General features: G+C 58.8%; 14 protein-coding genes and 2 pseudogenes. 12 read left to right on the top strand and 4 right to left on the bottom strand.

Going from position 1 to position 14,983, the window contains the following annotated elements:
- From O4H31_RS16910 to O4H31_RS16870, 9 genes are all read left to right on the top strand, one after another.
- A partial coding sequence (locus tag O4H31_RS16910) for an ATP-binding cassette domain-containing protein (protein ID WP_269347675.1) occupies positions 1-1,369 on the top strand: 1,369 nt, incomplete at its 5' end.
- Entirely contained in the window at positions 1,366-2,520 is a 1,155-nt protein-coding gene (locus O4H31_RS16905) for an ABC transporter substrate-binding protein (RefSeq protein WP_120352518.1), read from the top strand. The genes O4H31_RS16910 and O4H31_RS16905, both read left to right, overlap by 4 nt.
- Positions 2,521-2,532: 12 nt before the next feature.
- Positions 2,533-3,249 (top strand): ABC transporter ATP-binding protein, encoded by a 717-nt coding sequence (locus O4H31_RS16900; RefSeq protein WP_120352517.1) that lies wholly within the window; start codon positions 2,533-2,535, stop codon positions 3,247-3,249.
- On the top strand, positions 3,249-4,142 hold the full coding sequence (locus tag O4H31_RS16895; protein ID WP_120352516.1) for a branched-chain amino acid ABC transporter permease: 894 nt from the start codon (positions 3,249-3,251) through the stop codon (positions 4,140-4,142). The genes O4H31_RS16900 and O4H31_RS16895 overlap by 1 nt, the downstream gene beginning before the upstream one ends.
- Positions 4,143-4,144: 2 nt before the next feature.
- Entirely contained in the window at positions 4,145-4,912 is a 768-nt protein-coding gene (locus O4H31_RS16890) for an N-formylglutamate amidohydrolase (RefSeq protein ID WP_120352515.1), read from the top strand.
- 1 nt (position 4,913) lies between these two features.
- The gene (locus O4H31_RS16885; protein ID WP_120352514.1) at positions 4,914-5,552 is read left to right on the top strand and encodes an isochorismatase family cysteine hydrolase; all 639 of its coding nucleotides are present in this window, start codon (positions 4,914-4,916) and stop codon (positions 5,550-5,552) included.
- Positions 5,549-5,707, top strand: a complete 159-nt coding sequence (locus O4H31_RS16880; protein WP_206054320.1) for a hypothetical protein — start codon at positions 5,549-5,551, stop codon at positions 5,705-5,707. The genes O4H31_RS16885 and O4H31_RS16880 overlap by 4 nt, the downstream gene beginning before the upstream one ends.
- Positions 5,708-5,742: 35 nt before the next feature.
- Positions 5,743-6,867 carry an aspartate aminotransferase family protein gene (locus tag O4H31_RS16875; protein WP_240791635.1) on the top strand — a complete coding sequence of 375 codons (1,125 nt, stop codon included), beginning with the start codon at positions 5,743-5,745 and terminating at the stop codon, positions 6,865-6,867.
- A gap of 551 nt (positions 6,868-7,418) precedes the next feature.
- On the top strand, positions 7,419-7,607 hold the full coding sequence (locus O4H31_RS16870) for an MbcA/ParS/Xre antitoxin family protein (RefSeq protein ID WP_120352513.1): 189 nt from the start codon (positions 7,419-7,421) through the stop codon (positions 7,605-7,607).
- Positions 7,608-7,699: 92 nt separating this feature from the next.
- On the opposite strand, the pseudogene O4H31_RS16865 reads toward O4H31_RS16870, so the two are convergent.
- Positions 7,700-7,912 (bottom strand): annotated as a pseudogene (locus O4H31_RS16865) (transposase); the annotation flags it as partial.
- Positions 7,913-8,093: 181 nt separating this feature from the next.
- Here O4H31_RS16865 and istA point away from each other — a divergent pair.
- Both istA and istB read left to right on the top strand, forming a co-directional pair.
- The gene (istA, locus tag O4H31_RS16860; RefSeq protein ID WP_120350674.1) at positions 8,094-9,614 is read left to right on the top strand and encodes an IS21 family transposase; all 1,521 of its coding nucleotides are present in this window, start codon (positions 8,094-8,096) and stop codon (positions 9,612-9,614) included.
- Positions 9,611-10,420, top strand: a complete 810-nt coding sequence (istB, locus tag O4H31_RS16855; RefSeq protein ID WP_120350673.1) for an IS21-like element helper ATPase IstB — start codon at positions 9,611-9,613, stop codon at positions 10,418-10,420. Before istA ends, istB begins: the two co-directional genes overlap by 4 nt.
- A gap of 95 nt (positions 10,421-10,515) precedes the next feature.
- On the opposite strand, the pseudogene O4H31_RS16850 reads toward istB, so the two are convergent.
- From O4H31_RS16850 to O4H31_RS16840, 3 genes and pseudogenes are all read right to left on the bottom strand, one after another.
- Positions 10,516-11,961, bottom strand: a pseudogene (locus O4H31_RS16850) (ISL3 family transposase); the annotation flags it as partial.
- A 26-nt stretch (positions 11,962-11,987) separates the two neighbouring features.
- Entirely contained in the window at positions 11,988-12,296 is a 309-nt protein-coding gene (locus O4H31_RS16845; RefSeq protein ID WP_120352511.1) for a MerR family transcriptional regulator, read from the bottom strand.
- A gap of 51 nt (positions 12,297-12,347) precedes the next feature.
- Positions 12,348-13,397 (bottom strand): AraC family transcriptional regulator, encoded by a 1,050-nt coding sequence (locus tag O4H31_RS16840; RefSeq protein ID WP_064223623.1) that lies wholly within the window; start codon positions 13,395-13,397, stop codon positions 12,348-12,350.
- 335 nt (positions 13,398-13,732) lie between these two features.
- Between O4H31_RS16840 and O4H31_RS16835 the strand changes: the two genes are divergently transcribed.
- On the top strand, positions 13,733-14,917 hold the full coding sequence (locus O4H31_RS16835) for an ABC transporter substrate-binding protein (protein ID WP_067296557.1): 1,185 nt from the start codon (positions 13,733-13,735) through the stop codon (positions 14,915-14,917).
- Positions 14,918-14,983 lie beyond the last annotated feature (66 nt).

The raw sequence follows: 14,983 nt of genomic DNA, 5'->3' as shown, positions 1-14,983 counted from the left end.
GGTCGCCATTGGTTGGCGCGATGTTACTCGCGGATCGCAAACGTTCTTTGGCATCCCAGCAGTCACCACGCTTTGGGTCGCGGCCGGGGGCGTGGTGCTGGCGTTGATCGTAGCGCGGCTGTATCGCGATTCAGTGTCGGGACTGCGGCTACGGGCCGGACGGGAGAACGCGATCGCTGCCAGTGCGGTAGGGGTTCGGATCCGGCGCGAGCGGCTGTTTGCCTTTGTGCTGAGTGCGGCCCTGATGGCCTTATCGGGCGCTTTGCTCGCGCATTTTCTGGGTGCGATCAGCCCCAAGAAATTCTATTTCACCGATACCTTCCTGTTGCTGGCGATGCTGATTGTCGGCGGCATGACGACCGTTACTGGGGCAATAACCGGTGCAGTGGCGATCACGCTGGTGACCGAGGTTCTTCGCCGGTTCGAGAGTGGGTTCTCCTTGGCCGGGCTTGAGGTTCCAGCGGTCTTTGGCACCACTCAGATTGGCATCGGCCTGATCATTCTTTTCGCGATGTTCCGCAAGCCTGACGGTTTGGCGGGCCTGAAGGAATGGGAGGAACGGCTGTTCCCACACCGCCCTATGCCTGAGGAAGAATCCAAGATTGCAAAGAACGCGAGCACCGAACCGTTGGTGGCCAAGGGCATGACCATGCAGTTCGGCGGGCTCACGGCGGTGAATAATGTGGATATAACGCTGACTCCCGGCGAGATTACCGGGCTGATCGGGCCGAACGGATCGGGCAAGACGACGCTGATGAACATGCTGTCAGGAGTGCTGGTGCCGACCAAGGGTGAGGTTCACCTTGGCTCTGAGGCGCTGACCGGGCTTGCGTCGCAAGACATCGCCGATCGTGGCATCGCGCGGACCTTCCAGAATATCCGACTGTTCGAAACCTTGAGTGTGTTCCAGAACGTGCTGGTGGCGGCACTGTCGACACGTGGCGGGCACAACGCCGAGGCCCGCACACGCGCCGCGCTGGAACGGATGGGCGTGACCCGCCATGCGAACGCAGATGCGGGTACGCTGTCTTATGGCGATCAGCGACGGGTCGAGATTGCCCGCGCGCTGGCTTGTGAGCCGTCGTTGCTGTTTCTGGATGAGCCGGCGGCGGGGATGAACCGCGATGAAACCGATGACTTGATGGAAACCCTGCGCGGTCTGACCCGTGATCTCAGGCTGGGGATCTTGCTGGTCGATCACGATCTGAAACTAATCAACCAGCTTTGCGACCGGTTGGTGGTGCTGAACGAAGGGCACAAGATCGCCGAAGGGACCCCGGCAGAGATTCAGAACGATCCGGCCGTAATTGAGGCCTATCTCGGCCCAAAACAAGAAGACAACGGCAACCAACTGGAGGAAGTTCAATGAAAAAGACAATACTTGCATCAACCTTAGTGGCGGCGGCCCTTGCCGGACCGACCTTTGCTGAAACCCTGAAGATTGGGCTGGCAACCGCTCAGACTGGCGGATTGGCGGGCTATGACGGGCCGGTGATCGAGGGCGTGCATATTGCTGTGGACGAGATCAACGCCGAAGGCGGGATCAACGGCAACATCAAGATCGAACTGGTAGAGAAAGACGTGCGCTCGGATGCAGCGCAGACCGCCATCGCAGTGCAGGAACTGGCCGACGAGGGCGTGTCAGTGATCGTGCTGCCGTGTGACGCCGACCCGGCGCTGGCCTCGATTGGGACAGTGACTTCAGCGCAGATTCCAGCGATTTCGACCTGTGCTTCTTCGCCCACCCTGCCGATGATCGGCGGCGACTTCATGTTTGCCAACTTCCCCGGCGACAACGTGCAAGCCACGGTGTCCGCCGAATGGGCGCGCGAGCAGGGCCATGAGACAGCCTATATTATCTATTCGCCAGACAGCCAGTATACCACCATGCCGCTATACTTCAGCGACGTGTTCGAGGCTTTGGGCGGCGAGGTTCTCGGCCAGGACACCCATTCCATCGGTCAGCAGGATTTTTCGGCGATTGCGACCCGGATCGCGGCGCTTGATCCGCAGCCCGATGTCATCATGACCTCATCTTACGAGCCCGACTTTCCGTCGATGCTCAAGGCACTGCGCGCGGCGGGCGTAACCAGTCAGATGATCGGTTCGGACGGCATCGACAGCCCGACGACCTTTTCGTTGGGCGATGTCGGCGAGGGGGTGGTGTTCACCACTGCCGGACATGCAACCGAGGGCAACCCGCTGGCTGAGTTTAACGCCAAATATGAGGCCGCGACCGGCAGCCCGTCGGAAACCGTGTTCAATGCCGTGGGCTATGATCTGGTGATCGTGGTCGCCGAGGCGGTCAAGGCGGCGGGGACAACCGATCCGATTGCCATCCGCGATGCCCTGGCCGAGCTGGAGAACGTGCGCGGCGCGACCAGTCTGATCACCTACAAAGGCACCAACGGCATGCCAGTGCGCGAGGTGACTCTGATCCGTGTCACCGATGGTGAACGTGAGCTTGTGGGCCAGCCGAGCCCGACCGCTGAGCTGATTCCAGCACCGCGGATGCAATAAGGGTCAATGGCCATGACATCGCTTCTATCTGTCCAGTCCCTTGCGGTCAGCTACGGCCCGATTGAAGCGGTGCGGGGGATCGACTTTGAGATCAAGGAAGGCGAGATCGTGGCCTTCCTTGGCGCCAACGGTGCGGGCAAATCCTCGACCTTGAATGCACTGGTGGGGCTGGTGCCCGTGGCCAGCGGCGCGGTTTATTTCAAGGGCAAAGACATCACCGATTGGGCGCCGGAATTGCTAGCGCCGGCGGGAATGACGCTGTCGCCTGAGGGGCGGCGGGTGTTTGGCTCCTTAAGCGTAGCGGAAAATTTGCGGATGGGGGCCTTTGCGATCACCGACAAGGCGGCGGTCAAGTCCGCATGGGATCGGGTCTACGACCTTTTTCCAATTCTGCACGAACGCCGCGACCAGTTCGCGGGTACCCTGTCGGGAGGGCAGCAACAGATGCTCGCCGTGGGGCGGGCGCTGATGAGTAATCCCAAACTGTTGTTGCTGGACGAGCCCTCGCTGGGGCTCGCGCCGAAGATCATCGGGCAGGTGTTCGAGCTGATAGAACGGCTGCGCGGGCAGGGCGTCACGCTCGCGGTGGTCGAACAGAACGTCGCAATGGCGCTTGAAGTGGCTGACCGCGGCTATGTCTTTGCCAATGGCCAGATCGTGGCCGCGGGCAGTGCCGCCGATCTGGCGCAGTCCGACACCTTAAAATCTGCCTATCTGGGAGGCGAATGATGGACTTGCTTTTGCAACAGACGGTCAATGCCTTCGCCTTGGGCGGCACCTATGCGCTGCTGGCGTTGGGGCTCGCGGTGGTCTTTTCGATCATGGGGCTGATTAACTTTGCCCACGGTGAATTGATGACGATTTCCGGCTATACGCTGATGTATTGTGGCATTGCCGGTGTATCGTTCCTGCTGGCTGTGCCGTTGGCGATTGCGGTGGCGATGATCGCCGCAGTGTTGATGGAGCGGATCGCCTTCCGCCCCGTTCGCAACAGTTCCGGCGCGACGATGCTGGTGACCAGCTTCGCGGTTTCGATGATCTTGCAAGTGCTGTTCCAGAACCTGATCTCGACCCGGTCGCAACCGGTGATCTTGCCGCAGGTGCTTTCGGATTCCATCACCCTTGGTGGGTTGGTGATCGGGGTGAACAAGATTGCGGCGATCGTGGCGACGATCGTGATGCTGATCTTTCTCGATATATTCATGAAGCGGCAAAAGACCGGCATCGCGATGCGGGCCGCGGCCGAGGATTTCAACGTTGCGCGGCTGATGGGCATCCGCGCCAATACGGTGATCGCGGGCGCCTTTGCCCTGTCGGGGCTGCTGGCCGGGGTGGCGGCGGTGCTTTGGGTTTCACAGCGATCTTCTGTGGCACCGCATATGGGCTTCCTGCCGGTGGTAAAAGCCTTTATCGCCGCGATCCTTGGCGGGCTCGGCAGCCTTCGTGGGGCTGTGGCAGGAGGGTTCTTGTTGGGGTTCATCGAGATCTATCTGGCCGCCTTCCTGCCGCCGGCGATGCAGGAATTCCGCGACCCCATTGGGCTGAGCATCGTCGTGCTTGTCCTGCTGTTCAGGCCTAACGGATTGATCCCGGCGGCTTCCCTTAAAAGTGTAAAGGTTTGACGATGACGCTGGACACGACACGGCCCCTGCTGGGGGCGGATGATCCCGCCCCGGTCACGGTGCTCAATCCCGATAGCAACCATCCGGTGCTGCTGGTGTGCGAACATGCCGGACGAGCGGTGCCGCAGGCGCTGAACGGGCTTGGTATGAAGGCGGACGACCGCGACAGTCACGTGGGCTGGGATATCGGTGCCGAAGCGGTGACACGGCTGATGGCCGAGACGCTCAACGCGCCGGCGGTGCTGCAATCCTACAGCCGCTTGGTGATCGACTGTAACCGCCCGCCCGAGGCCCCCGATGCGATCCCGGAAAGCAACCATGGGGTGTCGGTGCCGGGCAACCGTGCACTCGACAACGCAGCCCGCGTCGCTCGGGTGCGGGAGATTTTTGAGCCTTTCCAGGAAAAGGTTGCGGAATACCTGCGTCAGCCGTCGCGCCGGATGGTGCTGGCAATCCACAGTTTCACCCCGACATTGGGCAAGACCTCGCGTCCTTGGGAAATTGGTTTTCTGTTCCGACACGAGACCCATGCCTCGACCCATTTGGCGCGATTGGTTCAAGAGGCGCGACCCGAGTTAACCATCGGCATGAATGAGCCCTATCAGATTGACGACGAGTCCGACTGGTTCGTGCCCCAGCACGGCGAGGCCAGCGGTCTGCCGCATTCGCTAATTGAAATTCGCAATGACCAGATCAGGGATTCCCAAGGCCGGGCGGCTTGGGCAGAGACCCTAAGCACAGCCATTAACCGCTATCTCAAGGAAGTCTAACATGACGTTGACACGCAATGTTCCCCTCGTTCCGGCGCAATCGGCGCTTTTGTACGTGGATGTCCAGAATTTTTCGGCTCATCGAGACGGTGCTGAATTCGACGGCCTGACTGAGGAAGAATTTCAAGCCAAGCACGGCTGGCTGTTTGAACAGCTCGAAGAGGTGATTCCGCGGATGCAGGCGCTGCAAAAGGCCTTCCGCGAAAAGCAGATCGAAGTGATGTACACCACGATCGAAAGCCTGACGCTGGACGGGCGCGACCGCAGCCTTGATTACAAGATCACCGGCTTCAACGTGGCCAAGGGCTCATGGGATGGCAAAGTGATCGATCAGATTGCGCCGGGCGAGGACGAGATTGTGTTCCCGAAATCCTCCTCCTCTGTCTTTGTTTCGACCCATATCGACTATGTGCTGCGCAATCTGGGTGTAAAGCAACTGGTGATCTGCGGGTTGCTGACGGATCAATGCGTTGAAGGTGCGATCCGCGATGCCTGTGATCTGGGCTATCTGGTAACCCAAGTGACCGATGCCTGCGCCACCGAAAGCCAGGCCCGACAGGATAATTCGATTTCTACCATTAAGGGGTACTGCCGCCAGGTGGCCACGCAAGAACTACTCGAAGAGTTGAAGGCCCTATGACCGACGTCGCCCTGATCGCGCGGGATGGGGCCGCATTGTCGGCATTGCAAAAACTTCGGTTTTTTCCGCTGGCTGTCACGGGCGGTTCGGGCTGCACCCTGATTGAGGAGGGCGGCCGCGAGCTGCTTGATCTGTCGGCGTCCTGGGGGCTGTAAGTCTTGGTCATAGTCATCCGGCCCTGCGCGCGGCCGTGGATGGTGCGCTGTCGGATCAAGCGGGTGCGTCGATCCTGTCGGGAACCAACGAACCGGCGGTGGCGCTGGCTGAACGGCTATTGCAGCTGACCCCGGGGGCGGGGGAGCGACGGGTCTGGCTGGGGCATTCTGGCAGCGATGCCAATGAAACCGTGGCACGGGTGGTGCCGGCAGCAACCGGGCGGACGCGGATGATGGCGTTTTCCGGCGCCTACCACGGCGGAACGCAAGGCTCGATGGCGGTTTCCGGACATACCGCGCAAGAGGGGGTCGCGAAATCAGGTGGCCTGACATTGGTGCCTTACCCCGATCCATTTCGGCCCCTTGAGGGTGATGCCAGCGGCGCCGCGTTGCTGGCGCATATCGAACATTTGCTTACCACCACTTGCCCCGGAGAGGACGTGGGTTGTTTCTTTATTGAACCGATACAGGCCGACGGCGGGTTGATCGTGCCGCCTCCAACTTTCCTGAAGCGTCTGGCAGAAATCTGCGAGCGCTACGGCATCCTGACCGTCTGCGACGAGGTCAAAGTTGGGCTGGCGCGAACCGGCAGGCTGCATTGTTTCGAGCATGAGGATTTTATGCCCGACATCGTGGTTCTGGGAAAAGGGCTGGGCGGCGGGCTGCCAATCTCGGCAGTGATCGGGCCGGCCGAAATTATGGATCACACAACAGCGTTTTCAATGCAGACGCTCCATGGCAATCCCGTCTGCGCTACAGCGGCGCTGGCGGTTTTATCCGCGATTGAAGATAACGGTCTTGCGGCTCGGGCGCAAAGCGTGGGCGATGTTCTGATGGCCGAGATCGCCAGCGCGACGGCGCATCTGCCGCAGGTTGGCGATATCCGGGGCCGCGGCTTGGCCATCGGCGTTGAGCTGATAGCTGCGGATAGCAACGCGGTTGATGCGGACTTGGCCCGAAAGACTGTGTTCCGGGCTTGGCAACTGGATGCGGTGTTCTACTACGTCGGGATGCATTCGAACGTGCTGGAACTGACGCCCCCTTTGATCTTGAGCGAGGCTGAGGCCAAGCGCGGCGCAGCGATCTTGGCGCAGGCGGTCGAAGACGCGTTGGCAGGACGGGTGAGCGATGCTGAAGTTGTTAGGTTCGCTGGCTGGTAACAACACAAACTTTGGCTTCCGTCGATTCGGTCGCCAAAAAATGCAGGCGCATCGGGTGGGCAAGAATCCACTTGGAAAACCGTCAAGAATGCAGCGTTTGCGACTGTGCTGAGGTGAGCTGGATGCAAGTGGCGGTATCCAAGGTTAGATGCATTGTACGTTTATCTTTCACTAAGCCATTTTATTGCAAGATTACCTTTCGTATGATTCTTATTTGGCCCGCCATTCGAGAAGGCGTGATCACCTTGAACCGCCCCTAATTCGAGGTTTTCATTGGATGCCGTCGCGTCATGGGAAAATTCCGCGAGGAGAGCGCCCTGGATGAAACAGCGCGCCAATCCATTCCCTATACGCATCAGAAAAATTATCATGCCCATTCATATCCTACTCATGCTTTGCCCGTGAAGACGCGGAGAGTGTGCGCTTCTTGACTGTCTCAGGTGTCACAAGGTCATAAACTGCCTGAGACTTCATATTTTTGTGCCTATAGTTATCATGCTGTGACAGCGTTAGGTTCACCATGATCTTAGGACGTTAAGAGGAGGGCGCCGATGACTAGAGATCAGTTGATTGAGATGGCGAAGCGCGTGCTGAAATCTGAAGATCGTGCACAAGAATGGCTGTCACGCCAGCATCCGTTATTGAACATGCATGCACCCCAAGATCTGCTGAGCAGCCATTTTGGTCGTGATCGCGTAGAGCATCTTCTGGTGAGGATTGAGGCCGGTTTTGCTGTCTGAGGTATCGGCTCCGCTATTTGGCAACCTAACATGTGTATGCGCCAAATGCCCTTGAAGGGCTGCTGTCGCGTAGCCCTTAATTGGGCTCTGCCTCAATCTGTGTGGCGGAACGGTAGCATTCTCGCCCGCAACAATTCTGGACCGGCTCGACCGTACATGGCGCGTTTGAGCGTCTTCAGGCGATTGATCTGACCTTCTGCTTGGCCGTTGCTCCATGGCATCTCGATGGCGTTTTTGACTGCATCGAAGTCCCGGTTCAATGTGCGGGCAAAGCGCACGATGGGCGCCAGATCGGTTTCGATTGCCGCGCGACAAACAAGGTGAGAATCCAGCGTCAATCAGGATGAGAACGCGGGGATTGGGGCTCGCAGGGAGGGCGTAGCCCGACTGGAGAGGTCCAATCCCCGCGTTGCGCCCAGAATGGGTGGGTCTGACGGTCGTGGCCGGCTCGGATAGGGAATGATTTTCTGCGTAAGGAGATCGTTCATGCCGGGCCGTCATGTCACCGACCAACAGATGAGGCTTTTCATGACGCTCAGACAGACCCACACCGTTCCTGTGGCCGCGGCCAAGGCGGGGATCAGCCAGGCAACTGGCTATCGGCTGCAAGCCGACCCAACTTTACCATCCCAGAAGAAGACCCCGCGTGGCCGACGTCGCCCGGATCCGCTTGCCGATATTTTCGATACGGATGTCGTGCCGCTGCTGCGGTCCTCACCGGGGTTCCGTCCTGTCGCCGTTTACGAAGAGCTGCTGCGGCGACACCCCGAGCTGGGCACCGGCATCCGGCGCACTTTGGAACGGCGGATACGCGCCTGGAACGCCGAGCATGGCCCCGAACAGGAAGTCATTTTCCGGCAGGTCCACACGCCGGGCAAGATGGGCCTGTCGGATTTCACCGCCATGGGCAAACTGGGGGTGACCGTGGCCGGTGAGCCGTTGGATCATCGGCTATATCACTTCCGGCTTGCTTATAGCGGGTTTCAGCACGCCCATGTTGTGCTGGGCGGCGAAAGCTATGTGGCGCTGGCTGAGGGATTGCAGAACGCCCTCTGGGCGCTCGGTGGTGTGCCGCACGCACATAGGACCGACAGCCTGTCGGCGGCCTTCAAGAACTTGGACAAGTCCGCCCAGGCTGATCTCACCGACCGTTTCGATGCTCTGTGCAGTCATTACGGCATGACGCCAACGCGTAACACCAAAGGTGTCGCGCACGAGAACGGCTCGATCGAAAGCCCCAATGGCCATCTCAAGCGCGCCATCGAAGATGCGTTGCTCATGCGTGGGTCGCGCGACTTCCAGACTTTGCCGGACTACCGCCGCTTCATCGATGAGATCGTTGGGCGGATCAACGCGCGCAATGCAAAACGCATCGATGTGGAGCGCGCCAGCCTCAGGCCTTTGCCTGCGCGTCGCACCACGGATTATGAAGAGGTCAGGCTGCGCGTCACGTCCTCCGGTGGCTTCACCTTGCGCAAGGTGTTCTACACCGTGCCGTCCCGGCTGATCGGTCATCATCTGCGCATACGGCTCTACGATGATCGGCTGGAGCTGTTTCTCGGAGGCACCTCCCTGCTGACGCTGCCACGCGGGCGCGCATCGAGCAACGGCAGCCATGGTCACGTGGTCAATTACCACCATGTCATCCATTCGTTGCGCAAAAAGCCGATGGCCTTGATGGGACTGATCTATCGTGACCAGCTGTTTCCGCGCCGGGCGTTCGGCGACATGTTCGCAGTCCTGCTGGAACAGACCGGCGAGAAGAAGGCTTGTCGCATGACCGTCGATCTTCTGGCGCTGGCCCACGACCGGGGGTGCGAGGCCGAATTGGCCGCTCAGATCGAGGAGGATCTTCGTCAGAACCGCCTGCCTGACATGGCAGCCCTGCGCGTGCTCTTCAGCCCGTCGACCGAGGCGCTCCCCCAAGTCGAGGTGCGCCTGGCCGACCTGTCATCCTACGACCAGCTGGTCGGCAATGCGGCATCCGCCGAGGAGGTTGCAGCATGACGTCGTCGCAGATCGACACCGCCCGTCTCACCCTCGCTCTGAACGAATTGCGCCTGCCAGCCATCAAGGCGCTCTGGCCGCGCTTCGCTGAACAGGCCGACAAGGAAGGTTGGCCCGCCGCCCGGCTGCTCAGCACCCTGGTGGAGCACGAGCTGGCCGAACGCGTTCGCCGCCGTATCGAGCGACATCTCGCACAGGCCCGCTTGTTGCCCGGAAAGACCCTCGAGACCTTCGACTTCTCAGCCGTCCCCATGCTGTCCAAGGCCCATGTCAGCGCCATCACCGCGGGTGACAGTTGGATCGGAAAGGGCAGCAACATCATGCTGTTTGGCCCGCCGGGCGTAGGCAAGTCGCATCTCGGCTCCGCCATCGGGCTCGCACTTGTCGAGAAAGGCTACCGCGTCCTCTTCACCCGCACCACCGATCTGGTCCAAAAGCTCCAGCAGGCGCGCCGCGATCTCGTCCTCGAAAGTGCAATCGCGAAACTCGATAAGTTCCACCTGCTCATCCTCGATGACATCACCTACGTCACCAAGGACCAAGCCGAGACCAGCGTGCTCTTCGAACTCATCAGTGCAAGATACGAACGCCGCTCCATGCTGATCACGGCCAACCAGCCTTTCGGGGAATGGAATACGATCTTTCCTGACCCGGCAATGACACTGGCCGCCGTCGACCGGCTCGTCCACCACGCGACGATCTTCGAGATGAATGTCGAAAGCTACCGCCGGAGAGCCGCCGAAAAGGCAAAGGGGCCGGGGCGGCCCGCGCACAGGGCCTCACCGACAGATATGAAAGCTGATTGACGCGCCGCGACAATCAAAAACACAAATCCCTTGATCGCGGCTGAAAAGGCCACCATCGTTACCAGTGTCGCGACCAAGGATTCTCATCCTGATTGACGCGCTCTTCTCACCCAGATTGTCGCGCTACATTCGATCGCGTTGTCGATCCATGCTGGGAGCGGGTCTGCTTGGCGGCTGCGCAGGATACCGTTGAACCGCATGGCGAGACTTCGCATCGTTGCGAAGGCGGGAGAACCGGCCTTGAGCGCGTCGACTTTCCGCGCTTGATCCGGGGTGAGCTTTCCGCGGGGTTTGATGCACAGCGCGGCTGCGATGACCGGGGAAATCGCGTGCCCCGTTTCCGGGTCCCGGACTGGCTTAAGGATTTCGTGCTCTACCTTGGAGTCGCTCCCTTGCTGTTCTGCTTTTCGCCAGCCCGCCAACAGACGCTGCAAATGCGACTGACTCCCCTCGTAACCGCGCTCTCGGATCAGACGGAACAGGGCGCTGCCAGTTCGAATGCCCTCCTTCCAGCTTTGGCTCAGGAACTCTTCAAAGTACCACGGCGATGTCGGCTTCAAAGCGGCCCGCCTGCGGTCCGGTGGTGTCTCGAACTGCAGCCATTTCGCGATGCTGCGACGCGGGAACCCTGTTCGCCGCCCGATCTCGCTGCATGAAAGCCCCTGATTTCGGAGCGCATGAATGGTGGCGAAAATCTCTTCCCGAGACGTCCTATGCGCCAGGCGTGACTTCAGAAGGCTGCCGGCTGCGGTGATGTTGTCGGCGTCGGACAGCAGCGCCCTGCCGGTCGCACGGCCGTGAAGGTTCATTTGCTCCTCGATGGCCTGCCGCAGGTTTTGTACGATATGGAACCGGTCAGCGACCTGCTTCGCCTGCGGTGCCCCTTGCCGTGCTGCCTGGGCGTAGAGACCGCAGCGATCTCTGCTGATCACTTCCACCTCGGGGTGTCGCTTCAGCCAGTTGGTGCAGCTGACGACATCTCGATCCTCAAGAATGTCGATCACCACGCGACGCTCCAGATCCACAATGATCGTGCCGTAGGTTTGCGATTTCCGCCAACTCCAGTCGTCGATCCCGATGACTGTCGGCGACTCGCCACTGTCTTGGGCACGGTTCTTCAGCTGCCTAAGCACCGTGTCATCGCTGACTCCAAGGCCCAAACGATGCAACAACCGCTCGGCTGGCCGTCCGCCGCTCGCATGCCCAAGATGGGTGACAATCTCCCCGACACGCGAAGTACGACGTGCAAATGGACGCGCAATCGAGGCGATTTGGTCTGAGAATGTCCGGCGTGGGCAAGCGGGTGCCTGACATCGCCAACGGCAAATTGCGAGATCAACCGTTACCTCGTCTCCATGCGCGGGATAATCCTGCAGCCGCCGACGCCGCCAGCCGTGACGTCGGCGTGAATGCAATCCACAGTCTGGGCAAATGCCGTTGGGAGCCAAGACGCCAGATACAATCCACCCGCCTCTTTCACTTCGCTCAACGCTTTGAACGGCAACATCGCTCCCGGGCGACCAGTGCTTCTTCGAACTCACAACTATACCTCCTGAATTTTCCAGTTTCAGGATAGTTGCGCCACACAAAGTGAGGCAGAACCGATTAAAGGGCAACGCGACAGCTGCGCTCTTGAGCCCCTGTTTTTATATATTTCTAACCAAACTCTTATATCTTCAAGCTTCATTCCGAACCGACGACCTCGCAAGATCAGCTTGAACCGCGCGATCTGTTTGCGATCATAACTTCGTTCACGCCCTTGTAGCGTGGGTTTGAGAAGTTCGAGATATTCGTAATACCGCAGGGTTCGGGGGGTGACGTCGAATTTCCCGACCATCTCTTTGAAGGTGAGCGTTTCGTCATCGGACTTGTTCATGGCGTCACTCCGTTCTGATATATGGTCGTGTTAGCGTCTCGTCGTCTAATCCTAACGTGAACTGGCGAATAACCCTTTGCTGGTTTTTCGATATGCGGACGGCGAATCCCCTGAAACCCGCCGGAAAAATCGCGACAGGCTGGCAGTTTCCGAAAAACCGAGGCGATCTGCAACTTCAGCCAGCGGTAACTCGGATGTATCAAGAAGCTCCCGTGCGCGGCGCAAGCGCACGCTATCGATAATCTGGCGATAGCTCATCGACTGACTGGCAAGTTTTCGATGTAAAGAGCGTTCTGACAAATGAAGCGTTTCGGCCACTTCCGGCGCATTGGGAAAAACGCCGCGCACCTGCATCAACACCTGATAAACCGAATTTGCTGTTCCGGTATGCTTGGGGCCGGTTTCAAGCATATTCTCGCACAAAACACGATAGTTTACCGCAAGAAGGGCATTCGCCAGCGGCAGTTTCAGCGCGCCTGTTCCAGGATGAAAGTGAATGCAACTGCGCGGTGCGCGATACACGATTTCGGTTTGCCAGCGCGCTTCTAGGTTCATCCAGCCTTTCGGGCGGTCCAACGGGCATTCGATCAGACGGATGGGCAGGTTTTCTTGACGCAGGTCCCGGAAGAAGGTCGGGCCGGACCCAAGCAGCCGTTCATGAACAAAATCCAGAAGATCGGGCGGTACATACTGGTCGTCGGCAACAAACCCTGTTGCAAAACCTTCATCGTCCTCTGTGATGTCATATGCCAGCAGTGCGTATCCCAGCCCCTGCATTTGCGTGAAAACCCTCAGCCCCGCTGTCACATTCTCTGAAACTAGCGTGGCAAGCCCGATAGGGCCATACGAGATCAGGCTGTAACGCAGACCGGTGACAAAAGCGACACCTTCAATATGCGCTGTACTCCGGCAAAAGGCACGCAGGAATGTGAGTTCCTGAATACCGTCCAGCGTGCCCCATGGATCCGAGAGAAGGCTGAGCTGCAAACCTGCTTCTTTGAGCAATGGGTCAGGATCAATGCCGTGTTCGATCAGCACGTCACACATGAACTGGATGCTATGTTTGGGAAGACGCAGGTTTTGGAGCAAGCCCACCTTCATGACGATGACCTCAAAATTCTACTGATGGGTAAATAATATCGATTTGGCAGAAAATGTCAAATTTGTGGCGTTTTCGGACATTCCCTGCCAGTCCTAACCCTGCGATGCTTGATGCAAGAGATGGGGGAGGGTTAGGGACACGGTCGCGATCAGATGCACTTTTGCGCCATTTGCAAATCCATGATTTGTTACCGCCCGATTGCTGATCCGACGTATGATAAAACCCGCCAAACTTGCTGATAGTATTCTGCTTTTCCGGGAACGATTTATCCCGGGCAGCGCATCATTCGCCTTGCAGGAGAAACTTCTTGGGGCGTGAAACCGGGAGGAAAACTATGAAACGTCGGAATTTTCTACGCAGCGCCGGGGCGCTAACTTTGGCCAGTACCTTGCCTGCGCCAATGGTTCTGCGGGCCGCAACGCCCGAAGATTATCACATTGCGGGCATTCTGTCTTTCTCGGGCGCATACGGCTTGATCGGCAATGACATGCGCAAAGGCGCGGAACTTGCCGTGGCCATGCGGGGTGGCGAATTGTTGGGCAAAAAAGTCCGCTTCAGCTGGGAAGACGATGAAACCAAACCCCAGCCCGCCGTACAAAAAGCAAGCCGGCTGTTGGCGGAAGGCACGCAATTGATGTTTGGCGCGGTCAGCTCAGCGTCGACTCTGGCACTGCAAAGCCTGTCCACACAGCGCAAGGTGCCGCATCTGGTCACGATTTCCGCAGACGACAGCATTACCAAGATGGACGGTGCGCGTTACTCATTCCGTACGTCCAACACGTTGGCCATGGAAATGAACATGTGTGTTGAATTCGTAAAGAAACGCGGGATCAAGAGAGTATACGCGGTCACGGCTGATTATCAGGCCACGCGCAGCGCCTTTGACGACTTTGCCGCAAAAGCAAAAGCCGCCGGTGTCGAGATCGTCGGGAATGACTTTGCCCCGCTTGGCAACCGCGACTTTTCGGTCATCATCGACAAGATGGCGCGTTCGGACGCCGATGGTATTCTGGTTGTGGCAACGGGCAATGACGGCGTCACCTTCTGCAAGCAGGCAGGTCAGGTTGGGATGGGTCAGAACAAAGTGCTGTTCGGCCCCGTGCTTCAGGATGAAATCTTTGCAGCCGCGACAGGCGAGGCCGCATTGGGCGTGAACTCCGGCGTGCGTTATCACTTCTCGCTCGACAATCCGGCAAACGCCGAATTCGTGACGGCCTACCGTGACGCAAACGGTGACTACCCTTCGGCCTTCGCGGGCGAGGCATTTGACGGTCTTCGCTGGTGGATGGATGTCATCGAAGCGACTGACAGCTGGGATGTGGAAACCTGGGTCGATGCATTTGAAACATCGGTCTATGAAAATTCGGTCGAAGGGCGCAAGGAAATGCGCGCTTGTGACCATCAGGCCAAACAGGTCGGTCTTTGGGGTGAAGTTGTGAAGGGCGAGGCACCATTGCCGGACCTCACCATGAAAATCACCGAAGAGTTTTCGGCAAATAGCCTGTTTAGCGACTGTTAATCGATCCTCCCTGAACTGGGCGGCGCTGTTCCCTCGCGACATGCGTCGCCCGCTTTTTTGGGGTGA

Source organism: Sulfitobacter dubius, assembly GCF_027214245.1.
Classification (GTDB): domain Bacteria; phylum Pseudomonadota; class Alphaproteobacteria; order Rhodobacterales; family Rhodobacteraceae; genus Sulfitobacter; species Sulfitobacter dubius_A.
The sequence above is the reverse complement of the archived record's forward strand: the minus strand, read 5'-3'. Positions and strand labels throughout refer to the sequence as shown.